Origin of the sequence: Streptomyces ficellus (assembly GCF_009739905.1) — a bacterium.
GTDB lineage: Bacteria > Actinomycetota > Actinomycetes > Streptomycetales > Streptomycetaceae > Streptomyces > Streptomyces ficellus_A.
The window spans coordinates 2,400,534-2,426,439 of record NZ_CP034279.1; the positions used below are offsets into that span (position 1 = coordinate 2,400,534).

General features: G+C 71.3%; 21 protein-coding genes and 1 pseudogene. 10 read left to right on the forward strand and 12 right to left on the reverse strand.

Annotated features, from left to right (window positions below; all coding sequences use genetic code 11):
* The first annotated feature begins 139 nt into the window (after positions 1–139).
* Positions 140–1,384 carry an NsdA family TPR-like regulatory protein gene (locus tag EIZ62_RS10185; RefSeq protein ID WP_156692385.1) on the forward strand — a complete coding sequence of 415 codons (1,245 nt, stop codon included), beginning with the start codon at positions 140–142 and terminating at the stop codon, positions 1,382–1,384.
* A complete protein-coding gene (locus tag EIZ62_RS10190; protein ID WP_244375604.1) occupies positions 1,381–1,701 on the forward strand; it encodes a 4a-hydroxytetrahydrobiopterin dehydratase in 321 nt (106 codons plus the stop codon). Before EIZ62_RS10185 ends, EIZ62_RS10190 begins: the two co-directional genes overlap by 4 nt.
* Here the strand turns inward: EIZ62_RS10190 and EIZ62_RS32410 are convergent.
* From EIZ62_RS32410 to EIZ62_RS10225, 6 genes and pseudogenes are all read right to left on the reverse strand, one after another.
* Positions 1,698–3,434 (reverse strand): annotated as a pseudogene (locus EIZ62_RS32410) (AIPR family protein). The gene EIZ62_RS10190 and the pseudogene EIZ62_RS32410 overlap by 4 nt on opposite strands.
* A 328-nt stretch (positions 3,435–3,762) precedes the next feature.
* Entirely contained in the window at positions 3,763–4,998 is a 1,236-nt protein-coding gene (locus EIZ62_RS10205) for a styrene monooxygenase/indole monooxygenase family protein (RefSeq protein WP_156692389.1), read from the reverse strand.
* Between the two features lie 17 nt (positions 4,999–5,015).
* A complete protein-coding gene (locus tag EIZ62_RS10210) occupies positions 5,016–5,633 on the reverse strand; it encodes a GTP-binding protein (RefSeq protein WP_156692390.1) in 618 nt (205 codons plus the stop codon).
* Positions 5,614–6,024, reverse strand: a complete 411-nt coding sequence (locus tag EIZ62_RS10215; protein ID WP_156692391.1) for a DUF742 domain-containing protein — start codon at positions 6,022–6,024, stop codon at positions 5,614–5,616. The genes EIZ62_RS10210 and EIZ62_RS10215 overlap by 20 nt, the downstream gene beginning before the upstream one ends.
* A complete protein-coding gene (locus EIZ62_RS10220) occupies positions 6,021–6,530 on the reverse strand; it encodes a roadblock/LC7 domain-containing protein (RefSeq protein WP_156692392.1) in 510 nt (169 codons plus the stop codon). Before EIZ62_RS10220 ends, EIZ62_RS10215 begins: the two co-directional genes overlap by 4 nt.
* A complete protein-coding gene (locus tag EIZ62_RS10225; RefSeq protein WP_156692393.1) occupies positions 6,527–9,385 on the reverse strand; it encodes a sensor histidine kinase in 2,859 nt (952 codons plus the stop codon). Before EIZ62_RS10225 ends, EIZ62_RS10220 begins: the two co-directional genes overlap by 4 nt.
* Before the next feature lie 370 nt (positions 9,386–9,755).
* Here EIZ62_RS10225 and EIZ62_RS10230 point away from each other — a divergent pair, with 370 nt between their 5' ends.
* Positions 9,756–10,532 (forward strand): protein phosphatase 2C domain-containing protein, encoded by a 777-nt coding sequence (locus tag EIZ62_RS10230; RefSeq protein WP_156692394.1) that lies wholly within the window; start codon positions 9,756–9,758, stop codon positions 10,530–10,532.
* A 51-nt stretch (positions 10,533–10,583) separates the two neighbouring features.
* On the opposite strand, the gene EIZ62_RS10235 is transcribed toward EIZ62_RS10230, so the two are convergent.
* The 3 genes from EIZ62_RS10235 to EIZ62_RS10245 all read right to left on the reverse strand — a co-directional run bounded on the left by EIZ62_RS10235 (position 10,584) and on the right by EIZ62_RS10245 (position 15,104).
* Complete coding sequence (locus EIZ62_RS10235; RefSeq protein WP_156692395.1) at positions 10,584–11,522, reverse strand: hypothetical protein; 939 nt, start codon at positions 11,520–11,522, stop codon at positions 10,584–10,586.
* A gap of 99 nt (positions 11,523–11,621) precedes the next feature.
* The gene (locus EIZ62_RS10240) at positions 11,622–12,128 is read right to left on the reverse strand and encodes a MarR family winged helix-turn-helix transcriptional regulator (RefSeq protein WP_425281808.1); all 507 of its coding nucleotides are present in this window, start codon (positions 12,126–12,128) and stop codon (positions 11,622–11,624) included.
* A 159-nt stretch (positions 12,129–12,287) separates the two neighbouring features.
* Entirely contained in the window at positions 12,288–15,104 is a 2,817-nt protein-coding gene (locus EIZ62_RS10245) for a M4 family metallopeptidase (protein ID WP_156692396.1), read from the reverse strand.
* Positions 15,105–15,296: 192 nt separating this feature from the next.
* Here EIZ62_RS10245 and EIZ62_RS10250 point away from each other — a divergent pair, with 192 nt between their 5' ends.
* Both EIZ62_RS10250 and EIZ62_RS10255 read left to right on the forward strand, forming a co-directional pair.
* Positions 15,297–16,397 carry a helix-turn-helix domain-containing protein gene (locus tag EIZ62_RS10250; RefSeq protein WP_156692397.1) on the forward strand — a complete coding sequence of 367 codons (1,101 nt, stop codon included), beginning with the start codon at positions 15,297–15,299 and terminating at the stop codon, positions 16,395–16,397.
* Entirely contained in the window at positions 16,355–17,173 is an 819-nt protein-coding gene (locus tag EIZ62_RS10255) for a trypsin-like serine protease (RefSeq protein ID WP_156692398.1), read from the forward strand. Before EIZ62_RS10250 ends, EIZ62_RS10255 begins: the two co-directional genes overlap by 43 nt.
* Positions 17,174–17,269: 96 nt before the next feature.
* On the opposite strand, the gene lon is transcribed toward EIZ62_RS10255, so the two are convergent.
* A complete protein-coding gene (gene lon, locus EIZ62_RS10260; protein WP_156692399.1) occupies positions 17,270–19,678 on the reverse strand; it encodes an endopeptidase La in 2,409 nt (802 codons plus the stop codon).
* 126 nt (positions 19,679–19,804) lie between these two features.
* Here lon and EIZ62_RS10265 point away from each other — a divergent pair, with 126 nt between their 5' ends.
* Entirely contained in the window at positions 19,805–20,602 is a 798-nt protein-coding gene (locus tag EIZ62_RS10265; protein WP_341873938.1) for a nucleotidyltransferase domain-containing protein, read from the forward strand.
* A gap of 90 nt (positions 20,603–20,692) precedes the next feature.
* Here the strand turns inward: EIZ62_RS10265 and EIZ62_RS10270 are convergent, their stop codons facing one another.
* Positions 20,693–21,232 (reverse strand): hypothetical protein, encoded by a 540-nt coding sequence (locus EIZ62_RS10270; protein ID WP_156692401.1) that lies wholly within the window; start codon positions 21,230–21,232, stop codon positions 20,693–20,695.
* Positions 21,233–21,404: 172 nt separating this feature from the next.
* Here EIZ62_RS10270 and EIZ62_RS10275 point away from each other — a divergent pair, with 172 nt between their 5' ends.
* Positions 21,405–22,073 carry a GNAT family N-acetyltransferase gene (locus tag EIZ62_RS10275; protein WP_156692402.1) on the forward strand — a complete coding sequence of 223 codons (669 nt, stop codon included), beginning with the start codon at positions 21,405–21,407 and terminating at the stop codon, positions 22,071–22,073.
* Here the strand turns inward: EIZ62_RS10275 and EIZ62_RS10280 are convergent.
* A complete protein-coding gene (locus EIZ62_RS10280; RefSeq protein ID WP_208827867.1) occupies positions 22,070–22,816 on the reverse strand; it encodes a rhomboid-like protein in 747 nt (248 codons plus the stop codon). The two genes, EIZ62_RS10275 and EIZ62_RS10280, sit on opposite strands and share 4 nt — an antisense overlap.
* A gap of 219 nt (positions 22,817–23,035) precedes the next feature.
* Between EIZ62_RS10280 and EIZ62_RS10285 the strand changes: the two genes are divergently transcribed.
* The 3 genes from EIZ62_RS10285 to EIZ62_RS10295 all read left to right on the forward strand — a co-directional run bounded on the left by EIZ62_RS10285 (position 23,036) and on the right by EIZ62_RS10295 (position 25,648).
* The gene (locus EIZ62_RS10285; RefSeq protein WP_156692403.1) at positions 23,036–23,743 is read left to right on the forward strand and encodes a spermidine synthase family protein; all 708 of its coding nucleotides are present in this window, start codon (positions 23,036–23,038) and stop codon (positions 23,741–23,743) included.
* A gap of 82 nt (positions 23,744–23,825) precedes the next feature.
* Complete coding sequence (locus EIZ62_RS10290) at positions 23,826–24,563, forward strand: response regulator transcription factor (protein WP_156692404.1); 738 nt, start codon at positions 23,826–23,828, stop codon at positions 24,561–24,563.
* Complete coding sequence (locus tag EIZ62_RS10295; protein ID WP_156692405.1) at positions 24,560–25,648, forward strand: HAMP domain-containing sensor histidine kinase; 1,089 nt, start codon at positions 24,560–24,562, stop codon at positions 25,646–25,648. Before EIZ62_RS10290 ends, EIZ62_RS10295 begins: the two co-directional genes overlap by 4 nt.
* The last annotated feature ends 258 nt before the right edge of the window (positions 25,649–25,906 follow it).

Sequence of the window (25,906 nt, forward strand, 5' to 3'; positions counted from 1 at the left end):
CCGAATACCGAACGCCCCTGCCTCCGCGACTCGATGATGGTCGTCATCGGTGATGGGAATACAGGTCATCGGGTGGCCATGGACGGCCACGTGACGGCCGTGGCCGACAGGGCGCTCAGTGGCGACGCAGACTGGCAGCATGAGCCGTAACGACGCATTGCGTGCCGCGCGTCTGCGCCGCGGCTGGCGCACCGTTGAGCAAGCCGCTGCGAACCTGTCCGAACACGGCCAAGGGCTCTTGGCAGATCGGCACTTCGCGGTTTCTCCGCGCACGTGGCGACGTTGGGAGGGCGCACGGCCGGGCTGGCCGTCTCAGGACACCGCGATCGTGCTGCACGATGCCCTCGGACAGTGGCCGGAGGACCTCGGATTCACCACTCCGCCGGGCTGGATCCGGCCCGAGCACCACGCGGAGGTCGATGTGCTGCGACACACCTTCGTCTCCGTGACGGCCGCCGCCCTCGTACCGGGACCGAACACCCGCCAGCATGTGGATCCGGCACTCGTCGACTACTTCCAGCAGCAACTGGAGGGCCACTACCGCGCCGACATGCTTCTCGGCCCGCATGACCTCATCGGAACGGTGTCCGCCCAGTACCAACTCATCGACAAGCTGATCAGATCCGCACAGGGTGAGACCCGGCGGAGCCTCCTCCGCGTCGGTGCCGCCTATGCCGCACTCGTCGGCTGGCTCTACCAGGACGCCGGCGACCTCGAAGCGGCTGCATTTTGGCGAGGGGTTACTCAAGAAATCGCCGTGCGCTCGCGCGATCGCCAGCTGATCGGCTACAGCCTGGTCAACCAGGCCCAGGTGCGGACCGACCTCGGTGACGGCCCGGCTGTCATCGACCTCTGCGAGGCCGTCCTCGACGAATCCGAGCGACTCGTACCGAAGGTCAGGATCATGGCCTTGCAACAGCAGGCCCACGGCGCGAGCCTCAACGGCGATCGCAGATCCGTCGACCGGCTCATCGATGACGCCGATGGACTACTCCCACGCGTCGAAGACGACCTCCCCTGGGGCAACGCTTGCAGGCGGACGCCCGGCTACCTGCAGGTCCAGAGGGCGACGTGCTACGGAAGGCTGGGGCTCGGCAAGGAGGCCGTCGCTCTCTGGCCGCAAGTCCTCGCACTCGTACCGGAGACGGCACGACGAGACCGTGGGGTCTACCTGGCGCGCTACGCCACCGCCGCCGCGCATGCGCGCGAGCCGGAGCTGGCCCTCGAGATCGCTCGGCCCGGGGTCGAGATCGCGGTCGAGACCCGCTCAGCGCGCATGGCTCGGGAGTTGGCCACCCTGGAACGTGCCGTGCGCCCATGGCACGATGCCCGGGTCGGCCGGGATCTCGCCGAGGTCCTGGCGCCGGTGACCGATGGGGAGTGACGGTGGCAGACCCACTGAGCGAGGCGGAGATCGCCACGCACCTGGAGAATGTGCCGAACTGGCGACGCGTCGGTGACTCGATCACAGCCGCCTACCGCATCCGGTATCACGGCGGCGTCGCCATGATCGTGCACGTCGCCGACATCGAACGGCTCATCAGCCACCACGCGGACATCGACCTGCGTTGGGACCACGTCCGCTTCACGGTCACCACGCACGACGCCGGCTACAAGCTGACACTTGCCGACTTCGACCTCGCCCAGCGCATCGACAAGATCGCACATGCTCACGAGGCTGTATCCCTAGTTGATGACTAACTGGCCGTTGGGTCCCTTCGAATGGGAAGGCCAAGTGTACTTTTGATCGAGTCGGTGAAAACCCTAGTCTTTGCCACGTCAAGCGTCAGCTTTGCCCCCTCGAGTGACCTATTCACAGCATCAATTCCCGCCTCGAAGGCAGCAACGGCTCGACCGTTGTCCCACAGTACGGAGCAGATGCCCGCGCAATAGCCCTCCATCTTGTTAGCGTTCAGGCTCGGCATCTCCAAGCCGCCAGCGATGTACCGGAGCGCCATGAGTAGCTGATATCGGGCTGGTTTGTACTGAACGGGGATGCCTCCGTTACGAAAGAGGAATTCCAGCTTGAAGTGTGCATAGGCGGCCACGTAGTAAGGCTCGAGCTTGTGCGCAGGGTTGAAAATTCGCTCCCCAACCTGAGTCTGCAGATCCCCATAGTAGCTAATAGCCCTATGGGGTTCATCCAGGAACATAGCAGCAAATGAGCGAATTTGCTGAGACTTGGTAATAATCCGGACCTTTTTGATACCGGAGACGGCATTGTACTGCTTGGACCGGCGCTCGTAATAGAGCTTTTCCACATCGCTGTAAGAGGCAAGAAAACTTTCCAACTTCTTGGAAAAGGCGCCGAGAGCAAACAGATCCTCGTTGGTGACTTGCGTTTGCCGATTCGTTGCGGTCACAATCGAATTGACTACGTCATCGTCCTGCGTCGCGACAATTTTCAATGGAACTTAAATTTCATCCGTCAAGTATTCTTGCTGCTCAAAAAGAACATGGCTGGTTTGACAGCCGTTCACGATCTGATAGTCGGAAATCGCAACCTTATCACGCGTGGTGGAAAGCTCGCGAGCAACAATAGTTACACCATTATTCAGAACAACGAAACGACCCTTAGAAGAGTCATCGCGCAGCGTCTTCTGAATGTCTGCATTTACGGAGTTGTACTCCTGGAAGTCGCGCACGTTGTCGTTGAACAAGGACTTCCGGATATTTCCAGCATGGTCCGTCAATAGTTTGATGAACTCCTTTGCTGGAAGAACACCTAGGTACGCTTCTGCTACACCAGAAATGTCCGGCAGAAGAACCTTCCCAGGGAAGACAAACTCAGTCGTTACGCTGTTCTTTGTGCGCAAGTAACTGGCATGCAGTTCGTCCGCCCCCATCGGAGTGAACACAACATCCGAGAACAGACCCGTGTCTTTAAGTTTGTTAACCCGTCCGCGAATCTTGGCGGCCAAGTAGTCGTCAGACTTCCACTGGCCCGTCGTAACGTAGTTCAACCGACACTGTGGCTTCCCTCTGCGGAATTTAAGACTGCTCTCATAAATAACCTGCATGATATCGCGGCACTTGGCGACTTCAGTATTGACCGGGAGACTGATCGACTCTTCGAAGAATTCGTCGACACCATCGAAGAATCCTGAAATCTGATCTCCGCTGAACTTGCTCGACGTTTTGGCCTGAATGAAGCAGAACGTCACGTCCAGCGAGCCGCTGACGCCTAGCACTCCGACGACCTCGTCCGTCGAGTTAACGAGTGTCCCGTTCACGATGATGCCGATTCCATCAATGGCCAGATCATTTCCGCCGCCTGTATGGACATCGGTGACATTGAATTCATCATCGTAAGCATCAGAGATGACACAGTAGTCAGCGAACAGCTCAAAGGCAGTAGATTCCGGCGCCGACTCGATCGACTGCTCTTGCCGAAACGTGTCCAAGTAGACTTTGGTGACGCGGTCCATCAGCATGCCCCCGTGCGTTTTCCCAAGAGGAATGGCTGCTCTCACAGCTGTCAGGCAGCAGGCTAGCCCCTCATGGAGTGGGTCCGGAGGAGAAAACGAGAACTACCAGCCGGTATGGCCACGATGCGCGTGTTGCTGTAGCCGACCGTGGACGAGAGATTCGGCCGCGCGATACAGCGATGGCACATAGGGCGTCGTGGTGGCAAAGTAGGACAAACAGCTGCCCAACCGATGGTGGTTGGGCAGCCGGCAGTCCTCAGCTGGCGACCATGGTCGACATAGCACGGCAGTTGGTCAGTGCGACGAGCAATCCAGCCAGACTGGCCGAGTGTCGTTAGCCCTCGGTGACCGACGCCAGGTAGGCGGCCGTCTTCTCCGGGTCGTAGAAGAAGTTCTCGAAGTCGGCCGGGTCGTTGAAGCCGTTGGCGAAGCGGTTCGCGACCGGCTGGAGGCCGCCCGCGGCGCCGATGAGGTTCAGGACGTGCTCCGGGGGGACGCCGAGCATGGCGTTGGTCCACTTGGTGACGTGCTGGGCGGTGTCCCAGTAGCGGTCGAAGGTCTGCCGCATCCACGCCTCGTCGAACGGCCCGTCGCCGTGCTCCACGATGGACGACAGGTACGACGCCGCGCACTTGGAGGCCGAGTTGGAGCCCTGGCCGGTGATCGGGTCGTTGGCCACGACCACGTCCGCGACGCCGAGGACCAGGCCGCCGCCGGGGAGCCGGCCGACGGGGTTGCGGACGGTCGGGGCGTAGCGGCCGGCGAGGGTGCCGCCCGCGTCGGTGAGCTCGACCTTGGTGGCGCGCGCGTACTCCCAGGGCGTGAACCGCTCCATCAGCTCCAGCGTCAGCGCCAGGTGCTCGGAGGGGTCCTTGACGCCCTGGAAGACGTCCAGCGGGCCGCCCGGTATGCCCTCCCAGAACAGGATGTCCGCCCGGCCGCTGGTCGTCAGCGTCGGCATCACGAACAGCTCGCCCACGCCCGGCACCAGGTTGCAGCGGACCGCGTCGAAGTCGGGGTGCTCGGGGCGCGGGCCGAGGCCGTGGACGTACGCGACCGCCAGCGCGCGCTGCGGCTCGCTGTACGGGGAGCGGGAGGCGTCCCGGCCGAACATCGACACCAGCTCGCCCTTGCCGGCGGACACCAGCACCAGGTCGTAGGTGCGGGAGAAGTAGTCCAGGTCGGAGACCGCCGCGCCGTGGATCACCACCTGGCCGCCGCGCTGCGAGAAGGTCTCCATCCAGCCGGCCATCTTCACGCGCTGGTCGACGGACTGGGCGTACCCGTCGAGCTTGCCGACCCAGTCGACCGGGCGCGAGCCGTCGGGCGCGCCGACCGAGACGCCGAGGCCCTCGATGCGCGGGGCCTGGGACTCCCAGAAGTTGATGCCGAGGTCCCGCTCGTGCTGGAGCGCGGTGTGGAACATGCACTGCGTGGACATGACCCGGCCGGTCCGGATCTCGTCCGCCGTGCGGTTGGACATCAGGGTGACCTCGTACCCCCGCGACTGGAGTCCGAGGGCGAGCTGGAGACCGGACTGCCCGGCTCCGACGATGAGTATCTTCCGCATCGAAGGGTCTCTTTTCCTTACTCAGGGGTGGTTTCGAGGGCACGGGCGACCAGCGCCAGCAGGGAGTCGACCACCGTGATCCGCTTCCGGGCGTCCATGATCACTACGGGTACGTCCTCGGGGACGGTCAGCGCCTCGCGCACGTCCTCCGCCTCGAACAGCTCGGTCCCCTCGAAGTGGTTGACCGCCACGACGTACGGCAGGCCGCAGCTCTCGAAGTAGTCGAGGGCCGGGAAGCAGTCCGTCAGCCGCCGCGTGTCGGCCAGGACGACCGCGCCGATCGCCCCGCGCACCAGGTCGTCCCACATGAACCAGAACCGCTGCTGCCCGGGCGTCCCGAACAGGTACAGCACCAGGTCGTCGTCGAGCGTGATCCGCCCGAAGTCCATGGCGACGGTGGTGGTGAGCTTGTCGGGCGTCGCCGCCAGGTCGTCGGTGTCCTCGCTGGCCCGGGTCATCAGCGCCTCGGTCTGCAGCGGGGTGATCTCGGAGACCGAGCCGACGAAGGTCGTCTTGCCGACACCGAAGCCGCCCGCGACGACGACCTTGGTCGCGATGGGGGCGCGGGTGTGGTCGAGCTGCCAGGGCTGCGCCCCGTCCTCGTCCACGGCTATCTCAGAGACGGCGGAGGCCACTCAGCACCCTTTCGAGCAGTGCGCGGTCGGGCTGGCCGGTGCCGTGACCGGTCCCGTACACGCGGATCCTCCCCTGGTCGGCCAGGTCGCTGAGCAGCACCCGGACGACCCCCAGGGGCATCTTCAGCAGCGCGGAGATCTCGGCGACGGTACGCATCCGGCGGCAGATCTCGACGATGGCCCGCATCTCCGGCATGACGCGCGCGGTGAGGCCGCCGTTCGCCAGTTCCCTGCGCTCCCCGGGCGCTTCGAGCGCGGCGACGAACGTCTCGACGAGCAGGACGTGACCGAAGCGGGTGCGGCCGCCGGTGAGCGAGTAGGGGCGGACGCGGGCGGGACGGCGCCCGCCGCCCCGGACCGGCAGCCGGCCGGCGGCGGATGCGGACGTCATGCGGCACTCTCCATCGACTTGCGCAGCTCGCTGCGGAGTTCGGGTGTGAGGACGTGTCCGGCGCGGCCGACGAAGAGCGCCATGTGGTACGCGACGACGCTCATGTCGCAGTCGGGCGTGGCGTGTACGCCGAGGAGGGAGCCGTCGCTGATGGACATGACGAAGACGCTGCCCTCCTCCATCGCGACCATCGTCTGCTTGACGGAGCCGCCGTCCATGAGCTTCGCCGCTCCGATGGTGAGGCTGCCGATGCCGGAGACGATGGTGGCGAGGTCGGCGGCGGCGCCGCGGGGGCCGTCGGAGCGGGCCTCCCCGGCCGCGGCGGTGCTTCCGCGGTCCGCCGGGTCGGAGGACAGCAGCAGGAGCCCGTCGGACGAGACGACGGCGACCGAGCGGACCCCTGGCACCTCCTCGACCAGGTTGCCGAGCAGCCAGTGCAGGTTCTTCGCCTCGCTGCTCAGTCCGAACGTCGCCGTGCCGGTGGTACTGCCGGTCCTCGCACTCAACTGCGTGCCTCCTCGACTGTGTCCCCCGTCTCTTCGGTACGTACCGCTTCCGTCTGCTGGGTGTTCTCCGCGATTTCGGCCTCGGCGTCGCGGCGGCCGTCCTTGGCGCCCTGGTGGAACCCGCCGAGCCGGCGGCGCAGCGCCTCGGCGTCGACCCCGCCCTTGCGCTCGGCGCGCGGCGCGGTCGGCTCGACGACCTTGGGCGTCCGCTTGGGCAGCCCCTTGTCGGTGACGCGTTCCCACTTGGGCTCGTGGGCGCGTGCCGCCCCGGACTCGTCGCCGTCGTCGTCGTGCGTGTCGGCGGTGTCGTGCGCGTCGGCGGTGTCGTGCGCGTCGGCCCGCTCGTGTGTTTCGGGCTCGGGCTCCGGCTCGGACTTGGACTCCGGCTCGGGCTCCGGCTCGGACTCCCGCTCCGGGTCGCGCGGGGCGCGGACCTGAAGGGTGGTCTCGGGACCGGCGGGCTCGTCGCCCTCCGGCTGTTCCGTCTCCGGCTGTTCCGTCTCCGGCTGGTCCGTCTCCGGCGCGGGCGCCTCGGTGGGTTCCGCCGCGTCGGCCCGCAGCGTCGCCTCGGCGGCGTCGACCAGCGGGTCGCGGGCCGTGCGGGCACCGTGCAGGGTGTTGGAGTTGGCCTCGGCGACCGAACCCGGCAGGTTCAGCGCAGGCGCCGTGCCCGCGACGGCGACCGACGGGGGCAGGGCGGTCGGCGGGGCGTCCGGGAGCAGCGCGGGCGGGAGGACGACGACCGCCGTCACGCCGCCCTGCTTCTGGTCGCGCAGCTGGACCCGTACGCCGTGCCGTGCCGCGAGCAGCGCGGTCACCCTTATGCCGAGGCCCTCGCCGTCCCGGTCGGCGTCCGGCTCCGGCCGGGCCTCGGGGTCGGCCAGGCGGGCGTTCAGCTCGGCGAGCCGGCCCTCGGTCATCCCTATGCCCTCGTCCTCGACCGAGAGCATCACCTCGCCGCTCTCCAGCAGCCAGCCGGAGAGCTGGACCTTCGCGTCCGGCGGCGAGAACGACGTGGCGTTCTCCAGCAGCTCGGCGAGCAGGTGGCTCAGGTCGTCGGCGGCGAACCCGGCCACGTAGGCGTGCGGCGGCAGCGACTGGATGGTGACGCGTTCGTACCGCTCGATCTCGCTGACGGCGGCGCGCAGCACGTCGACGAGCGGGACGGGGCCCTGGTGGGCGTGGTTGTGCTCGTGGCCGGCGAGGACGAGGAGGTTCTCGCTGTGCCGCCGCATGACGGTGGCCATGTGGTCGAGCTTGAAGAGGGTGCCGAGCCGCTCGGGGTCCTGCTCGCGCTCCTCCAGCTTCTCGATGACGGCGAGCTGGCGTTCGACGAGGCCGAGCGTGCGCAGCGAGAGGTTGACGAAGGTGTGGTGGACGCTGCCGCGCAGGGCTTCGAGCTCGGCGAGGGTCTCGGCGGTGCGGTCGCGCAGCTCGGTGCGCCGGGCGGCGAGCTCGGCGACGAGGGCCTCGCGGGCGGCGACGGCGTCGTCGCGTTCGGCGTCGAGCTTCCCGGCGCGGGCACCGAGGTCGGCCAGCTTGCCGTGCAGGGTGTTGAGGGAGCGTACGACCTGGGCGAACTCGTCGTTGCGGCCGGTGAACCGGACCGGTTCCTCCGTCTGCGGCGCCTCGGCGAGGCGGGCGGCGCCGATGCGCAGGACGGCGAGCGGCCGGGTGAGGGTGCGGGCGACGGCGGTCGAGACGCCGATCGCGACGAGCAGGCAGCCGCCGAGCAGCGCGATGCTCAGTTCGAGTGCGGTGACGTCGTCGTCGCGGAGCTGTTCCATGCGCCGCACCTCGCCGGTGGCGAGGGAGGACTCGACGCCCCGCATCTGCTCGACGCGGGCGGTGAGGGCCGCCCGGAGCTTCGCCCGGTCGGTCTTCCGCTCGCTCTCGGACAGCTCGGGCTGGTCGGTGAGGCGGGTGAGGTACGTCTCGGCGCTCTTGACGTCGGGGCCGGTGACCGTGGCGGCGAGGGAGTCGCGGGCGGCGGGCGGGGCGTCCTGGTCGAAGTCGGCGAGGGCGGCCCGCTCGCGGACGCGGGCGGTGTGGGCGGCGGCGCTGAGGGCGTCGCGGGTGCGGTCGGCCGCGTCCCCCGCGGGGTCGGCGGGCTCGACGTACCGGCCGGTGAGGGGGTCGTAGACCAGCTCGGACTTCTTGGCGCCGGGGACGGCGAGGGCGCCGAGCAGGAGCCCGCGGGTGGCGGAGGCCTGGTCGACGGCCCGGCCCAGCTCGGTGAGCGCGCGGGTGCCGGAGCCCGCGTCGGCGGCGCGGGCGGGGGTCTTGGCGGCGAGCTCGGCGGCCAGGGCCTGGAGGTTGCCGATGACCTCGTTGTACGCCCGGTGCGCCTCCAGGGCGGTGCCCTTGCCGGTGACGGCGGTGCGCCGGATGTCGGGGAGGGTGGCGAGTTCGCGGCGGAGACCGGCGGGGGCGTCGGCGTGGATCTCGTCGATCTGCCGGTCGACGCGGGCGCGGTGGGTGGCGTCGAGGGAGGGCGCCTGGGCCGCGTCGGCGCCCTGGGCTCCGTCACCGCCGGTCCCGGTCCCGGCCCCGTTCCCGTCCGCCGCTTCGTCGCCGTTCCCGGCCCGGCGCCCTCCGGCGATGTACGCGGTGACCTCGTCGCGCTCGTCCGCGAGGGAGTGCGCGAGGGTGACCGCCTGCCGGTTCAGCTCGGCGAGGGTGACCAGCCGCTGGGAGTCGTTGAGGTCGCCGGAGGCGGCGAGCACGGCCGGGGCGCCGGCGCCCACGACGGTGATGCCGACCAGCGCGACGCCGACGACGAGCCGGCTGCGCACGCGTACGCGGCGGCCGCCCGGTGCCTGAGGGTCGCCGGGAGTCTCACTGCGCTTCTGCACCGGTGCTCACATTCTTGAACTCGTCCGCCCATGAAGCAGAGGTGACGACCGGTCACGTATGGCGATCAGCCCCCCAACCCCTGGTACGGCCTCGACCATCCCAGCGCCGTTCTGGGAGGAGGCATACGTCGGCCACTCCGCCACCCGAACGAGTGAACAACACTCCTGAGTTGGCGAACAACTCCCCCGGGCACGTGCCGGGCGGGTGCGCGGCCCGATGGGTTGAAAGATCCACGCGGGCTTTGGCAGGATGCCCGCCCGCACCTCGCCGGAGGGCCGGGTTCCGGCGCCTACAGGCAAGCTGACCTGCCTGTACAGGCCAATTCCGGCCTTCTGTGGGTGGCGTGAAGAAGTCATGCAGACTGGGTCCATGCAGACCGCGATCTCCTCCGTCCCGGGCGCGCCGGAACGCCCCAACGAGGACTGGGCCTCCGTGGCGGTACCCGCGTCCGGCCAGGGCGGCACGCTGGTGGTGCTGGACGGGGTCACACCTCCGATCGACGATGACGGTTGTGTGCACTCGGTGCCCTGGTACACCGCGAGACTGGGCGGCGCCCTGACCGAACTGTCCGGTTCACGCCCGGAGCTGACGCTGGCCGAGATCCTGTCGGAGGCAATCCGGCGCACCGCCGACGTTCACCGCGACTCGTGTGACCTTTCTCACGTCCGTACGCCCCAGGCGACGGTGGTCCTGGCGCGCTGGAGTGCGGTGAGTGTCGAGTACCTGGTGCTGGCCGATTCCGTCCTGCTGCTCCAGTCGCCCGAGGGGGCGGTACGGGCGGTGGTGGACGACCGGCTCGACCGCCTGCCGCCGGGTTCGCTGGCGTCCCACGCGATCACGGACAGCACCGTGCGGAACAAGGAGGGCGGCTTCTTCACCGCCGCAGCCGATCCGGAGGTCGCCGCCCGCGCGGTGACGGGCCGGGTGCCGGCGGCGGAGGTGCGGGCGCTGGTCGCCATGACGGACGGGGCGACGCGCTGGACGGAGGTGTTCGGGATGGGCGACTGGGCGGACTGCTTCGCGGTGGTGGACAAGGAGGGCCCGCGCGGGCTGATCGCCCGGGTGCGGGAGCTGGAGGCGTCGTCCTCGTACGCGTACCGCTGGAAGAGGCACGACGACGCGACGGTGGTGCACGTCGAGATCTGACGGCGCCGCCCCGGCCCCGGCCTCCACCCCTGCCCGCCGGGGCTCACCGGGTCACGGGCGGCAGACGCCCGTGGCGGTCGCGGTCAGCGAGCCGCCGCCGTTCTCGTCGTCGGTGCCCACGAGGCCCGCGCGGGAGCGGGGCAGGCAGGCGAGGGCCTCGATCTTGTGGCCCGGGAAGGTGGCGAGCCGGCGCGGGGAGCCGTGCACGGTCAGGCGGACGTGGTCGCCGGGGCCGCCGGCCACGCGGCCCGCGTCGAAGAGGGCCGAGTCGTACGGGCCGTCGTCACCGGGGTCCGACGCCGAGGAGACCGTCACCCGGCCGGTGGCGGAGACCTCCACGTCGGATATGTGCCGTACGGCCCGCGCCGGGTACGGGACGCGGAACTCCGCCGAGACCGGCCGGCCGAAGGTGTTGCCGCGCGGGTCCCAGCGGGCCGCCGAGAGGGTCGCGGGCCGTTCGTCCTGCCCCCGGTCGGCCCACACCGCGACGGTCCTCCCGCCCGGGGCGGCGGCGAGCGCGAAGCCCTCGTAGTTGTCGTCCCGCGACACGCCCGGCACGGAGAACGAGGCCAGGACCCGCACGGCGGCCTGGCCGCGCTCCCAGCGGATCCGGTGGGCGGTGCCGTCACTGGCGAGCGCGACGTACTCGTGCGGCCGGCCCGGTACGGCGTCGATCGCCTCCAGGTCCACCGGCTGCTCCCCCGGCCAGGCGACGGGGCGCACCCGCGGCTCGGCGCCCGGGCGCACGCGCAGGGCCACGAGCCGGTTCTCGCCGGGCTTCTTGTTGTCGCGCACGGCGAGCAGGTCCGCGGTGCCGTCGTCCACGCGGTCGACGGCGATGCCGCTGATCCCGGAGGTGATGCCGTCACCGACGCGCTGCCAGTCGCTCGCGTGGGCGGGAGCGGCGTGGGCGGTGGGTGTTGCGGGTGGGGCGGGCGCGACGAGGGCGGTGGCGCCGGCGAGGACGATGCCGAGTGCGTTTTTGATCATCGGTCGATGATGAAGGGGAGGGTGCGCTTCCGGCCACGGGCCGTCCGTTATGGACTTCGCAAAATGTCGCCCGCCGCCCCGCACCCGCCTGGGGTGGTGTCAGCTCTCGGAGCCGGCGTTCAGCTGGTGCAGCAGCCGCGCCAGTTCGGCCACCTCGGCGCGGTCCCAGCCGGCGAGCTTGCGGCGGTAGCGGGCGCGGCGGGCGTCGCGTACCCGGCGGAAGCGGTCGCGGCCCTCGTCGGTGAGGCGTACGAGGGAGGCGCGGCCGTCGGCCGGGTCGGGGTCGCGGGCGACGAGCCCGAGGTCCTCCAGGGCGCGCAGCTGGCGGCTCATGGTGGCCTTGCCGACTCCGAAGTACCCGGCGAGTCCGGTGGCGCGCTGGGTGCCGGCCTCGTCGAGGCGGACGAGGAGGCCGTAGGCGGCGGGTTCGAGGTCGGGGTGGACCTCGCGGGCCATTTCGCCGGACGAGGCGCGGGCGCGCCGGAGGAAGACGGACAACTCCCTTTCCAGGGCGAGGTATTCGTGGTCCGCGCCCGGTTCGTCGCCGGTTCCGGCGCCCGGTTCGTCGCCGTGTTCCGTGTCCGTCTGACTCTCCTGCACGTCCATACCCCTCGCGCGCTTGCCCCGGCTCTTCTCCGGCTCCGAACGTTCAGTATTTCGCAGGCACGGACCACCGGCCGTACCGAATCCCTCGTCCGCGACGGGGAACCCCCCGGCGCCGAGGGGCGCCGGGGGGTTCCTGGGGGAAGCGGTGAGCGGGAGGGGTCAGCCGCAGCGGCCCGCGGGGCGGTCGCGGGTGACGAGGTTCGTCCAGCCCGTCGTACCGTCGATCCAGACGACCTTGGTGCCGTCGAGCGCCGCCGGGGAGAGCTGCTCGCCCCGGTTGCAGGAGACCCGCTCCTGGCGGCTGCCGTCGGTGGTCAGCTGCCAGTTCTTCGGCAGGGTCTCGTTGCGGTACTGGGTGTCCGGCAGCGTCGCGTTCACCGTGACCGCCGTCTCGGAGACCGTCAGGTCGGAGGCGATCAGCGCGCCCGGCTTGTGCTCGGAGCTGATGTCGTACGTGCCGGTGCCGTCGAGGTTCGCCCGGCGGATGCCCATCCGGCCGTCGTCGGCGACGTTGTTCTCGGTGAGCCAGAAGACGTTGCTGCCGTTCAGCCCGGTCTGCCCCACAGTCTGCGGCTCGTCCAGCCGCTCGGTCAGGGTCTTCTTCCCGGTCTTCAGGTCCAGGAGCTCCACGCCGAGGCGGTAGTCGCCGCCCTCCGGGTACAGCTTGGCGTACGCGATCCGGCCGTGGGCGATGGACGGGAGCGCGGTCAGCACGTCGTCGTCGTTGCCGTCCACGTAGGTGGGCTTGGTGTCGCCCGGGCGCAGGTGGACGACGTGGCGGGTGAAGAACCCGAGGCTTTCGAACACCGTCACGCCGTTGTCGACCCGCAGGCCGCCGACGTCCGTGGTGGTGGACGTGTACAGCCTCTTGATGGGCCCGCCCGCGATCGGCCGGGACAGGACGTCCACGCTCGCCGCACCGTATGCCGCCCAGACGACCGTCTTGCCGTCGGTGGCCGGGTAGACGTGGTAGCGGCCGTCATTGGGGCTGATGAGCTTCGGGGCGCCCTTGCCGTCCGCGCGCCCGGCGTAGACCGAGTACGGCTCGGTGCCGTCGTCGTTGGACTTGGCGACCGTCCACCACCCGCCGCCCGCCTGCACACCGGTGCCGGAGATGTTCAGCTTCCCGAACAGCTCGTCGGAGTCGACGCCCAGGGCGTCCTCCCAGCCGGCGACGATGCCGTGGGCGTTGAAGGACCGCTTGGCGACGTTCAGCCGCGCACCCGTGACGCCCAGGTCCTTCGCCGCGGCGAGGACCGCGTTGCGGCCGTCGGTGAAGCCGTCGAGCGGGGTCATGTACTCGGTCAGCGCCTTGTACACGATCCGGTCGGCCAGCTCGGCGCCCAGGTCTTGGCGCATGTCCCACAGCGCGCCGGAGAAGACCGTCGAGTTGAGGTGCACGCCGCCGTTGTCGGTGCCGAAGGTGGCGCCGAGGAAGTTCTTGGACGTGGTGGCGCCGTCGTTCATGTCGCGCAGCGCGCAGGCGCGGGGCGCCGCCGTACGGCACAGGTCCTCGCCGATCAGGCCCGACTCGGGGTGGTCCATCGCCATGCCGGACTGCGTGACGTCGATGGCGTTGCCGAAGTAGTCGGCGACGGCCTCGTTGAGGGCGCCGGACTGGCCCGCGTAGACCAGGTTGGCGCTGTTCTCGACGACGCCGTGCGTCATCTCGTGGCCGACCACGTCCAGGTCGGCCGAGAGCGGCTTGTAGTCGTCGTCTCCGGAGCCGTACACCATCTTGGTGCCGTCCCAGAAGGCGTTGACGTACGGCATGCCGAACTGGGTGACACCGACGAGCGAGTTGACGGCCGAGCCGCGGCCGTCGAGGCCGTCCCTCGCGTGGTGCCGCTTGTAGTAGTCGTAGACCTGCCCGGCCGCCCAGTGCGCGTCGACCGCGCCCGAGTCCGTGGCGTCCGCGCCGAACTGCGGGGTCGGCGAGCCGAACTCCTTGAGGTCGGCGGGCCAGCCGCCCAGCACCTCGGAGACGTCCTTGTCGCGGGCGTCCCAGGTGGTGAGGGCGTTCTTGCTGCCCGCGGCCATCCGGGCGTGGTCGGCCAGCACATACCGGTCGTCGGCGGCCTTGCGGACGTCGAGGTCCACCTTGGTGCCGTTCAGCAGCGTGCCGCTGCCCGCCATGCCCGGGTGCGGGGCGGCCGGGTCGTCGGCCGGGGCCTTCGCCGCCCGGGCGGTCGCGGCCTTGGCGGACAGGGCCTTGCCCGTCGGGGCCTTCGGCGGGGTGATCGTCTTGATGCCGCTGTACTGGAGCACCGGGAACCCGGCCCGGGCGTCCACGTACACGTGCTGGAGCACCGGCGCGCCGGTCAGCGGGTGGGTGCCGCGCACGGTGACGTGGTAGGTGAGGACGCCCTCGCCGCGCGGGATGACCACGAGGCCCCCGGCGGTGCCGTGCAGCGGCTGTTCGCGCTTCTCGGCCCGCCGCGCGTCGGCGAGCGCCAGCCGGTGGCCGCCGAGCCTGCTCTGCGTCGCGGAGACCGCGCGGCGTACCGCCACCTCCTCGGCGACGGTCGGCGTCACACCGGTCGCGAGGTCCGTGAAGTACTTGCCGGAGGTGCCGGTGACGACCCGCTTGCCGCCCTTGGTCTCCATCCGGACGACGTACTGCCCGCCGAGCACCGGCACGCCCTTGTGCTTCTGCTGGAGCCGTACGGTCTCCTCCGCACCGCGCTTCAGCGTCTGTACGGGGGCGAGATCGCGCCCCGGTTCGGCGATCTTGTAACGGCTCTCCCTGGCGGCGAGGTGCTCGCGCGCCGCGTCCGCCGGGCGGGCTCCGGCGTCGGCCGCTTCCCGGATGCCGTCGACGAGCGCGGGCGTCTCGGTGGTCGCCCCCGGGATGACGTCGGCGGGCGGTTCGGTGGCCGGCGGGGTCGCCGCCGAGGCCGGAACCGCGGTGATCAGAAGCCCTGCGGCGGCGAGCAGCGCCGCTCCCCGGGCCCCGGCCCGTATGCCGGATCTCACCGAATGCGTGCCGGTTGTGCCGGGCGTGCTGGGTTTGCGCACAGTCCGTACCCCTCCCACGTGCTGGTCAGCCGTTCAGGTGGTCATGGCCATGCAAGCCGTGGTCCCGGCGGGGCGGCAACGGACGGGAGGGGTTGAGAAGTGGACACGCACACTTGTGTGGCCTGTGAAGACGGAGTGAGAATCCGACGCATGATCCAGGGAGAACTGACCACTCTTGGCCTGGGCAGGACGGAGCAGCGCGCCTACGAGGCACTGCTGCGGGAACAGGCGGACGGGGCGGACGAGTTGGCGCGGCTGCTCGACCTGCCGCGCACGCAGCTGGACGAGGCGCTGGAACGGCTCGTCGAGCACGGTTTCGCCCGGCCGCCCCACCCGTCGTCCTGCGAGAGCGACGCGCTGCCGCACCCGGCCGCGCCCGCCGCCGCCATCCGTACGCTGATCCACCGCCGCCAGGCCGAGTTGCATCTGAGGTCGGCCGAGCTGGCGCGGCTGCGGCTGGCCGCCGACCGGCTCGCGGGGGACGCCGACGCCCCCGGGGGTGACCGGGGGCGGGTCGAGGTGGTGACGGGGCGGGCCGTCGCCGAGCGGGCCGGGCGGCTGCTGGAGGGGGCGGAACGGGAGGTCGTGATCCTGGACCGCCCTCCCTTCACCGCGCTGGACGTCGAGTCGCTGCTGGCGCGGGGCGTGGAGGTGCGGGCGGTGCTGGACCGGGCCGGGCTCGCCGACCCGGACCGGGTGCGGGCGCTGTCCGGCCTGGTGGGGCGCGGGCTGCGGCTGCGGGTGGCGGCGGACGTCCCGGCGAGGCTGGTGGCGGTGGACCGGCGCGTGACGCTGCTGCCACCGACGGACGCCGCGGGTCCGCGGGCCACCGCGCTGGTGATCGGTGACGGGCTGCTGTGCGGGGTGCTGCTGCCGCTGTTCGAGGCCGTGTGGGAGCGGGCCGTCCCGCTGCCCGCCACGGACGGAAGCGGAACCCGGACGGGGACGGGGGCCGGGGCCGGGACTGCTCTGCCCGGGCCGGGGGCCGCCCTGCCCGAGCCGCAGCGCGAACTGCTGGCGCTGCTCGCGGCGGGGCTGAAGGACGAGGCGATCGCCCGCCGGCTGGGCGTCCATGTGCACACGGCACGGCGGCGGATCAGCGGGCTGCTGGAGTCGCTGGGGGCCCGGACCCGGTTCCAGGCGGGGGCGCGGGCGGCGTCGCGGGGATGGCTGGATGACGGGCCGGGCGATGGGCAAGGATGTGCGGTATGCGCTGGAAGAGGCCGTTGTTGTGGATCGTCGCCGTCGTGACCACCGCCACCGCGTGCGGGGGCGCGTCCCATTCGGCCCCGCGCGCGGGCGGTTCGCCCGGGGGCGTCGCGAGCGGGAAGCCGGCGCCGCAGCGTTCGGCGGCGGCGTCCGCGGGTTTGCCGACGGTCGGGGTGCTCCTGGACGAGGACGGCCACTGGTGCACCGCGAGCGTGGTGGACAGCCCGCGCGGCAACGTCGTCGCGACCGCCGCGCACTGCGTGTACGCGGACGGCTCGGCCAGTTCGGACTTCTCGTTCGCCCCGGGCTACGGCGGCAAGGGCGCGGGCCGGACCCCGTACGGCACGTGGAAGGTCCGTACGGTGCAGGTGGCCGACGCGTGGAAGGCCGCCGGTGACGACGCGGACGCCCACGACTACGCGTTCCTGACGCTGGACCCCGACAGCCGGGGCCGCCAGGTGCAACAGGTGGTGGGCGCGGCCCGGCCCGACTGGACGTCCGGCCCCGAGCGGCGCGTGACGGTGACCGGTTACCCCAACGCGGACCACAACCCGGACGGCACGCCCGTCACGTGCACCACCGACACCCGCAGGGACCCGGACCTGGCCGGGTCGATGCGGATGGAGTGCGACGGCTTCTTCGACGGTACGAGCGGCAGCCCGTGGCTCGCCGACGGCCGCCTGATCGGTGTCCTGAGCGGCGGGGACACGGACACGGAGTCGACGGCGGTCGTCTTCGACGCGAGGACGCGCGCCCTGTACGACCGCGCGGTGAAGGCCGCGGCGACCCCCGCGCCGCCGGCCCCGGCCCGCCTCTGAGGCCCCGTCACGGGAGTGGCTGCGGCGGGGCCCAGGGCCCTGGCCGGGCCCGGAGCCCAGGCGGCCCCGGGGTCACAGGGACCCCGGGGCTCGGGGTCAGGCGGCCAGGGGAACCTCCGTCCTCGCGGGGGCGAGGGCCAGTTCCAGGACCTGCCGGACGTCCGTGACCGGGTGGACCTCCAGCTTGTCGAGGATTTCGGCCGGGACGTCGTCCAGGTCCGCCTCGTTCCGCTTGGGGATGATCACCGTGGTGATGCCCGCCCGGTGGGCGGCCAGCAGCTTCTGCTTGACCCCGCCGATCGGCAGCACCCGCCCGGTCAGGGACACCTCGCCCGTCATCGCCACGTCGTCGCGGACGAGCCGCCCCGACAGCAGGGAGGCGAGGGCCGTCGTCATGGTGATGCCCGCGCTCGGGCCGTCCTTGGGCACCGCGCCCGCCGGGAAGTGGATGTGCACGCCCCGGTCCTTCAGGCCGGTGACGGGCAGCTCCAGTTCGGCGCCGTGCGACCGCAGGAAGCTCAGCGCGATCTGCGCGGACTCCTTCATCACGTCACCGAGCTGGCCGGTCAGCGTCAGCCCGGCCGCGCCCGTCTCGGGGTCGGCCAGCGACGCCTCGACGAACAGGACGTCACCGCCCGCGCCGGTGACCGCGAGTCCGGTGGCGACACCGGGCACGGAGGTGCGGCGCTCGGCCGGGTCCTGGGAGGACTCGGGCACGTGGTGCGGCCGGCCGATGAGCCCGCGCAGGTCGTCCGCGCCGATGGTGTACGGCAGCTCCTGCTCGCCCAGTTCGTGCCGGGCCGCGACCTTGCGCAGCAGCCGGGCGACCGACCGCTCCAGGTTCCGCACGCCCGCCTCGCGGGTGTACTCACCGGCGAGCCTGCGCAGCGCCGACTCGTCCAGCGTCACCTCGCCGGGCTCCAGGCCCGCCCGCTCCAGCTGGCGCGGCAGGAGGTGGTCGCGGGCGATGACGACCTTCTCGTCCTCGGTGTAGCCGTCGAGGCGGACCAGCTCCATGCGGTCCAGCAGGGCCTCGGGGATGGCCTCCAGGACGTTGGCGGTGGCGAGGAAGACCACGTCCGACAGGTCGAGCTCGACCTCCAGGTAGTGGTCGCGGAAGGTGTGGTTCTGCGCCGGGTCGAGGACCTCCAGCAGGGCCGCCGCCGGGTCGCCCCGGAAGTCGGAGCCGACCTTGTCGATCTCGTCGAGCAGGACCACCGGGTTCATGGACCCGGCCTCCTTGATCGCCCGTACGATCCGGCCCGGCAGGGCGCCCACGTACGTACGCCGGTGGCCCCGGATCTCCGCCTCGTCGCGTACGCCGCCGAGCGCGACCCGGACGAAGCCGCGGCCCATCGCGTGCGCGACGGACTCGCCCAGCGAGGTCTTGCCGACGCCGGGCGGCCCCACCAGGGCGAGGACGGCCCCGCCGCGCCGCCCGCCGACGACGCCGAGGCCCCGGTCGGCACGCCGCTTGCGCACCGCGAGGTACTCGGTGATGCGCTCCTTCACGTCCTCCAGGCCCGCGTGTTCGGCGTCCAGGACGTCCCGGGCGCCCTTGATGTCGTACCCGTCCTCGGTGCGCTCGTTCCACGGCATCTCCAGCACCGTGTCGAGCCAGGTGCGGATCCAGGCGGTCTCCGGGTTCTGGTCGCTGGACCGCTCCAGCTTGTCGACCTCCTTGAGCGCGGCCTCGCGCACCTTCGCGGGGAGGTCGGCCGCCTCGACGCGGGCCCGGTAGTCGTCGGACTCCTCGCCGTCCCCGTCACCGTTGAGCTCGCGCAGCTCCTTGCGTACGGCGTCGAGTTGACGGCGCAGCAGGAACTCGCGCTGCTGCTTGTCGACGCCTTCCTGGACGTCCTTGGCGATGGACTCGGCGACGTCCTGCTCGGCGAGGTGCTCGCGCAGCTGCTCGGTGGCGAGCTTCAGACGGGCGACCGGGTCCTCCGTCTCCAGCAGCTCCACCTTCTGAGCGGCGGTCAGGAAGGGCGAGTAGCCGGAGTTGTCGGCGAGGGCGGAGACGCCGTCGATCTGCTGGACCCGGTCCACGACCTGCCAGGCGCCGCGCTTCTTCAGCCAGCTGGTGGCGAGCGCCTTGTACTCCTTGACGAGTTCGGCGACCGCGCCGGGCAGCGGGTCGGGCACCGACTCGCCGACGGTGGTTCCCTCCACCCACAGGGCCGCACCGGGCCCCGTCGTACCGGCGCCGATCTTCACCCGGCCACGGCCACGGATCAGCGCGCCGGGGTCGCCGTCGGAGAGCCGCCCCACCTGCTCGACGGTGCCGAGGACACCGGTCCCCGCGTACGTCCCGTCGATGCGCGGCACCAGCAACACCTGTGGCTTGCCCGGCGCCCCCGACGACCGGGCGGCGGCCTGGGCGGCCTCCACCGCGGCGCGCACCTCGGTGTCGGACAGGTCCAGCGGCACCACCATCCCGGGCAGCACGACCTCGTCGTCGAGCGGCAGCACGGGCAGGGTGAGCGGTGAGGACGTCGAAGCCATGATCTCCCCTTCGGCAGTCAAGTTGAGCTGTACTGACTCAATGCTCATGACCGCCCGGGTGTTCCCCGCGCACTGTTCGCTCTGAGCGATCATCACTCGGGGCCCGGTGCGGGCAGAGTGGAGCCCGTGCTGAACGAGGACGGAACCCTGGCCCGCGAGGGCGCGCTCGACCGTGTGCCCGAGGCGTTCGCGCCGGTGGTGGAGGCGGCTCGCGCGTGCCTCGCGGAGACGTTCGGCCCCGCCCTCCTCCACAGCGCGTACCTCTACGGCAGCATTCCGCGCGGCACCGCCACCGTCGGGGTCTCCGACCTCGACCTGCTGGTCGCGCTGCGCGAGGAGCCGGCGGAGGCCGACCGGGCGGCCGTCCGGGACCTGGAGGCGGGACTGGACCGCCGCTTCCCGCAGATCGACGGCGTGGGGACCCTGCTGACGAGTTCCGGGACGCTGCTGAGCGAGCGGGAACGGTACGACCTCGGCTTCTTCGTCGCGTGCCTGTGCACCCCGCTGCTGGGCGAGGACCTCGCCGGGCGGCTGCCCCGCTACCGGCCCACCTCGCTGCTCGCCCGCGAGACGAACGGCGACCTCGCGCTGCTCCTGCCGCGCTGGCGGCGGCGGTTGGCCGAGGCCACGACGGACGCCGAGCGCGGGCGGCTGGGCCGCTGGGTGGGCCGCCACCTGGTGCGTACCGGCTTCACGCTGGTGATGCCGCGCTGGGGCGACTGGACGAGCGACTTGGACGAGATGGCGGCGGTGTTCGGCGGCTACTACCCGCGGCGGGCCGCGCAGATGCGGACGGCCGTCCGGGTGGGCCGGCACCCGGCCGCCGCGGACCCCACGGTGCTGGGCGCGCTCATCGAGGACCTCGGGCCGTGGCTGGCGGCGGAGTACCGGGCGGCGCACGGCGTGAAGGCGCCGCGCCCCTGACCTCCACGGCGTGCCCGGGCGCGTCCGGGCACGCCGCAGGCCCGGCGGGACGAGAACCGCCGGGCCTGCGACGACCGGAAGCCTGGTCGGCTAGTCGAAGAACCGGACCTCGCAGCTCATGGGGATGACGTCGGCCGCGTCGGCGAAGAAGGTGTCGTTCGTGCCGCCGCCGCAGGTCTCGACCCGGTCGCCGCCCTCGCCGTCCCGGACGTTGATCGTGTCGTTCGCCGCGCCGGTCTGCACGAAGTCCCGGCCGTTGCCCGCGTCGATGACGCTCGCCTCTGCGACGCCGACCCGTACGGCGTCGTTCCGGTCCCGGAGCATCGCGCGGACCTGCGTGACCGCGGAGAGCGAACCGCAGACGGCCGAGGTGCCGTCGGTCCCGACGCGCCGGCAGCCCGGGCCCACCTTCAGACCGGAGGTGTCGCGCACCACCAGCTCGCGGGCCGCGTTGGCGGAGAAGGTGACCCGGTTCTCCACGCCGGTGCGGGCGTTGAGGGTGACGACCCCGCTGTAGCGGGTCACCGTGGCACCCGCCTCGGCGGAGGTCGCCGGCGCCGCGAGGACGACGGGAAGGGCCATGCCCGCGACCAGGGCCGGGACGGCCAGCCGCTTCAGGGTGCTGCTCATGGTCTTCATGCTGCGTTCTTTCTCCTTCGATCTCTGGTCCGCGCGACGGGCGCCGGTACCCGGCCACCTCGTCGTCGGCGAATCAAGGAGTGCCCAACAATGCCCCGTTTGTCACCATTTGACACACAGAAACCCTCTGGCGCCGCACCCAATCGCCGGATGTAATAGACCTATGGACTCTGCAACCATTACATCCGCGTGGGTCGCGGGATGGACCGTCTCCCGCGGCACGCCCGCCGCCGTCGAGGAACCGTGGGGCTACCGCATCGACGTCGGCCTGCCGCACCACGTCTTCCGGCACGTCCTGCCGGAGCCCGACGAGGTCTCCGTGCGCAAGCTGTGCGAGAACGTCACGGAGCCGGGCGCCTGGCTCAAGATCCTCGCCGCACCGGAGCGGGCCGCCGGCTGGATCACCCCCGGCTGGACCGTGCCCGACGACCCCGGGTTCATGATGTTCACCGCGCTGCGCGCCACCGCCGCCCCCGCCCTCCCGGACGGGTACGCGACGGAGACCGCCACCCGTGACGGGGTCTACCGGGTCCGGATCCTCGCGCCCGACGGCACCCTCGCCGCCCGCGGGCAGATCGCCCCCACCGGCGCCACGGCGGTCGTGGACCAGGTCGAGACGTACGACGGCCACCGGCGCCGGGGGCTCGGCCGCGCCGTGCTGCGCACCCTGGAGACGGCCGGCGCCCGCGCGGGCGCCACGACCGGCGTCCTCGCCGCGACCACCGACGGCCGGGCGCTCTACGGCGCGCTGGGCTGGCGGTACCAGGGACCGCTGACCGGGATCGTACGGAGCGCTGACCGGGATCGTACGGAGCCAGGTAAGGGGAGCTAGGTACGGGTCGTCCGGCGCAGCAGCGGCCAGCAGGCGACGCCGACGACCAGGGCCAGCGGGTGGCCCCAGTTGGTGAGGGGGTCCTCGAAGGCGACCAGGTCCTGAAGGAGCATCAGGGACACCCACGCCAGTACGGATCCGCGCGCCACCGGGCCGAGCAGTCCGGCCAGCGCGCCCACGGAGGCCATCAGACCGAAGCTGATGCCGTAGTCGAGCCGGTGCAGGGACGTGCCCGGCAGGTGCCCGGCCAGGACGGACAGCGCGACCGGGATCTCCGTCGCGAGCGTCGCCACCACGTGCCCCAGCAGGAACACGGCGGCCGCCCGCCACGCCCCGATGCGCCGCTCCAGCGCCGTCAGGACGAAGACGAACCCGATCGCGTACGGCGAGAACAACCCGCCCGCCACCCACAGCGCGCTGGCGGCGAGCACCAGCAGCGGCGTGCGCGACAGATGGGCCACGTCCGTACTGGAGGCGTGCAGCAGCCCGCTGACGGTCGCGGGGTCGCCGTACTCGTCGAACAGGGAGGTGGCGAGCAGGACCAGGGTGTAGCCGAAGGTGAACGGCGTTCCGGTCGGCGTGGGCAGCAACCGCCCCGCCCGGCGCCACCCGGGCACCCGTCCGGGCGCGGCCACCACGGCGGCACCGTCGCCACCGGCCGTGGCCATGGCCGTGCGCTGCCGCGGGATGCCCCTCAGCAGCTCGACGCCGTCGTCCGTACCGCGCGTCCGGAGCTGGTGCACGCGAGGCCGCCCTTTCCTGTTGCCGACGAATCCCCCGTACAGCCCCCGGATCATGCTTGCCCCACCCAACGCGATCATGTCCGCGCGCGTCCATGACCTGCGTCACAGAAACGGCGGAGGCGTTCATGAAGCCCCGTCAGCAGCGGTGCGGAAGCCGGCGTCCCGGGCAGCGCGAAAAGACCCGGCCCCCGCCCGGCGGCTGTCGCTACGCTCAGGATCATGGCTGCGACGACACAGGCGACGACGCCCCCGACGACACCGGTTCCCGACCCCGTGACGCTCGACCGCCGCGTGGGGCCGTACGGCGAGGTGGTGCTGCGTCGGCGCGGCGCGGACTTCGAGATCATCGCCAACGGCACGTTCCTGATGGACACCTCCGACGGCCGGTCCGAGCGGCTGCTGGTCGACGCCGCGCTCCGGGCGCTCGGGGCGCGGCCGCACCCCGCCGTGCTCGTCGGCGGGCTCGGGGTGGGGTTCTCGCTCGCGCACGCCGCCGCCGAGCCCGCGTGGGGCCGTATCGCGGTGGTCGAGCGGGAGGAGGCGATCATCGACTGGCACCGCTCGGGCCCGCTCGCCCGCATCTCCGGCGAGGCGCTCGCCGATCCGCGCACGGTGCTGGTCCACGGCGACCTCGTCGCGTACGTGCACGGATCCCCCGACACCTTCGACGCGCTGTGCCTGGACATCGACAACGGCCCCGACTGGACGGTCACGGAGGACAACGACAGCCTCTACTCGCCGGCCGGTCTGGCGGCCTGCGCGGCCAGGCTGAACCCCGGTGGAGTGCTCGCCGTCTGGTCGGCCCGGCCGTCCGCCGATTTCGAAGAGTCATTGCGGAATGCCGGATTCAGCGGGGTAAGAACCGAAGAGGTCCCGGTTGCCCGGGGCGTACCGGACGTGGTCCACCTCGCCGTTCGCCCTGCGTAGCCGGGACGCGGTCGGTGCCTTTACGCTGCTGACCGAACACACGGATCTACACGCTCGCGCAGGACGCGACAGGGGCGGGGCGATGGAGCAGACACACACCAGCAACACCGGCACGGCGGTCGCGCCGGGAACACAGCGCCGCGTGCTGGTCGTCGAGGACGACACCACCATCGTCGAGGCCATCTCCGCCCGGTTGCGGGCCGAGGGCTTCCTGGTGCAGACGGCCACCGACGGCCCGGCGGCCGTGGACGCCGCCGAGGCGTGGCAGCCGGACCTCATGGTCCTCGACATCATGCTGCCGGGATTCGACGGCCTGGAGGTGTGCCGCCGGGTACAGGCCCAGCGGCCGGTGCCGGTCCTGATGCTGACGGCCCGCGACGACGAGACGGACATGCTGGTCGGTCTCGGTGTGGGCGCGGACGACTACATGACCAAGCCGTTCTCGATGCGGGAGCTCGCCGCCCGCGTCCACGTCCTGCTGCGGCGCGTGGAGCGGGCCGCGCAGGCGGCCGTCACGCCCCGCAGCGGCATCCTGCGGCTGGGCGAACTGGAGATCGACCACGCGCAGCGGCGCGTCCGGGTCAGGGGCGAGGACGTCCACCTCACGCCGACCGAGTTCGACCTGCTGGTCTGCCTGGCGAACACGCCCCGCGCGGTCCTCTCGCGCGAGCAGCTGCTGGCCGAGGTGTGGGACTGGGCGGACGCGTCGGGCACCCGGACCGTGGACAGCCACATCAAGGCGCTGCGCCGCAAGATCGGCGCCGAGCGGATCCGTACGGTCCACGGCGTCGGCTACGCACTGGAGACGCCCGCGCCATGAGATCGCTCCGGTCCCGGCTGCGCCCGGTCTCGATCGCCATCTCGATCAAGACCAAACTGGGCTCACTCGTCGTCGTCTCGGTCTTCATCACGACCGGGCTGCTGATGGTGGCCCTGCGCACCGAGACCGAGCTGCGCTTCATCACCGTCTTCTCGGTGATCGCCACGCTGCTGATCACCCAGTTCGTGGCGCACGGCCTGACGGCCCCGCTGGACGAGATGAACACGGTGGCGAAGGCGATCTCGCACGGCGACTACACGCGCCGGGTGCGCGGCGCCGGCCGCCGGGACGAGCTGGGCGACCTGGCCTGCACGATCAACCGCATGGCGGACGACCTGGAGGCGGTGGACCGGCACCGCAAGGAGCTGGTGGCGAACGTCTCCCACGAGCTGCGCACGCCGATCGCGGCGCTGCGCGCGGTGCTGGAGAACGTGGTGGACGGCGTCTCGGCCGCCGATCCGGAGACGATGCGCACGGCGCTGAAGCAGACGGAGCGGCTGGGCCGGCTGGTGGAGACGCTGCTGGACCTGTCACGGCTGGACAACGGTGTCGTACCGCTCCGGGCACGGCGCTTCGAGGTGTGGCCGTACCTGTCGGGCGTGCTGAAGGAGGCCAACCTGGCCGCCGCGCAGCGCGGGCTGAGCTCCGGCTCCGGCAGCCACACCCGCACCGACGTGCACCTGCACCTGGACGTGTCGCCGCCGGAGCTGACCGCGCACGCGGACAGCGAGCGGCTGCACCAGGTGGTGGCGAACCTGATCGACAACGCGGTGAAGCACTCGCCGCCGCACGGCCGGGTGACGGTACGGGCGCGGCGCGGCCGGCAGCCGGAGTCGCTGGACCTGGAGGTCGTCGACGAGGGCCCGGGCATTCCGGAGTCGGAGTGGCACAAGGTCTTCGAGCGGTTCAACCGGGGCGGGGTCGACGCGCCGCACGGTCCGGGCAGCGACGGCGGTACGGGCCTGGGGCTGGCGATCGCCCGCTGGGCGGTCGATCTGCACGGCGGACGTATCGGCGTGGCCGAATCCGCACGTGGATGCCGGATTCAGGTCACCCTTCCGGGGATCCCGAAGCCCCGGGGTTGACGTAGGGTTCGAACCGGAGGGGCTCGTTCTGCGTAGACATGGGCAGGACGCGGTCACGGTTGCGCGCAAGTCCCGGCCGCAGCCGCGCGACCTCCTACCCATTCGCAGGGCAACCACGCTTGTTTCCCGCCATTAATAGCGCCGAAACACGTCCTCAGATGTGATCTACGCGACGATGGCCCGCCCGGCCTGCACGTCCCGGCCAGGGAGGCGTAGCCTTTATTTCCGCTGTCCATCACCTTGTGAAGCGGAAGAGGG

What these genes read in the sequence shown, in the direction of transcription:
- EIZ62_RS10185 (WP_156692385.1), top strand. Translation starts at nt 140, where the DNA reads ATGAGCCGTAACGACGCATTGCGTGCCGCGCGTCTGCGCCGCGGCTGG.
- EIZ62_RS10205 (WP_156692389.1), bottom strand. Translation starts at nt 4,998, where the DNA reads ATGCGGAAGATACTCATCGTCGGAGCCGGGCAGTCCGGTCTCCAGCTC.
- EIZ62_RS10215 (WP_156692391.1), bottom strand. Translation starts at nt 6,024, where the DNA reads ATGACGTCCGCATCCGCCGCCGGCCGGCTGCCGGTCCGGGGCGGCGGG.
- EIZ62_RS10230 (WP_156692394.1), top strand. Translation starts at nt 9,756, where the DNA reads ATGCAGACCGCGATCTCCTCCGTCCCGGGCGCGCCGGAACGCCCCAAC.
- EIZ62_RS10235 (WP_156692395.1), bottom strand. Translation starts at nt 11,522, where the DNA reads ATGATCAAAAACGCACTCGGCATCGTCCTCGCCGGCGCCACCGCCCTC.
- EIZ62_RS10240 (WP_425281808.1), bottom strand. Translation starts at nt 12,128, where the DNA reads ATGGACGTGCAGGAGAGTCAGACGGACACGGAACACGGCGACGAACCG.
- EIZ62_RS10250 (WP_156692397.1), top strand. Translation starts at nt 15,297, where the DNA reads ATGATCCAGGGAGAACTGACCACTCTTGGCCTGGGCAGGACGGAGCAG.
- EIZ62_RS10255 (WP_156692398.1), top strand. Translation starts at nt 16,355, where the DNA reads ATGCGCTGGAAGAGGCCGTTGTTGTGGATCGTCGCCGTCGTGACCACC.
- lon (WP_156692399.1), bottom strand. Translation starts at nt 19,678, where the DNA reads ATGGCTTCGACGTCCTCACCGCTCACCCTGCCCGTGCTGCCGCTCGAC.
- EIZ62_RS10270 (WP_156692401.1), bottom strand. Translation starts at nt 21,232, where the DNA reads ATGAGCAGCACCCTGAAGCGGCTGGCCGTCCCGGCCCTGGTCGCGGGC.
- EIZ62_RS10275 (WP_156692402.1), top strand. Translation starts at nt 21,405, where the DNA reads ATGGACTCTGCAACCATTACATCCGCGTGGGTCGCGGGATGGACCGTC.
- EIZ62_RS10285 (WP_156692403.1), top strand. Translation starts at nt 23,036, where the DNA reads ATGGCTGCGACGACACAGGCGACGACGCCCCCGACGACACCGGTTCCC.
- EIZ62_RS10290 (WP_156692404.1), top strand. Translation starts at nt 23,826, where the DNA reads ATGGAGCAGACACACACCAGCAACACCGGCACGGCGGTCGCGCCGGGA.
- EIZ62_RS10295 (WP_156692405.1), top strand. Translation starts at nt 24,560, where the DNA reads ATGAGATCGCTCCGGTCCCGGCTGCGCCCGGTCTCGATCGCCATCTCG.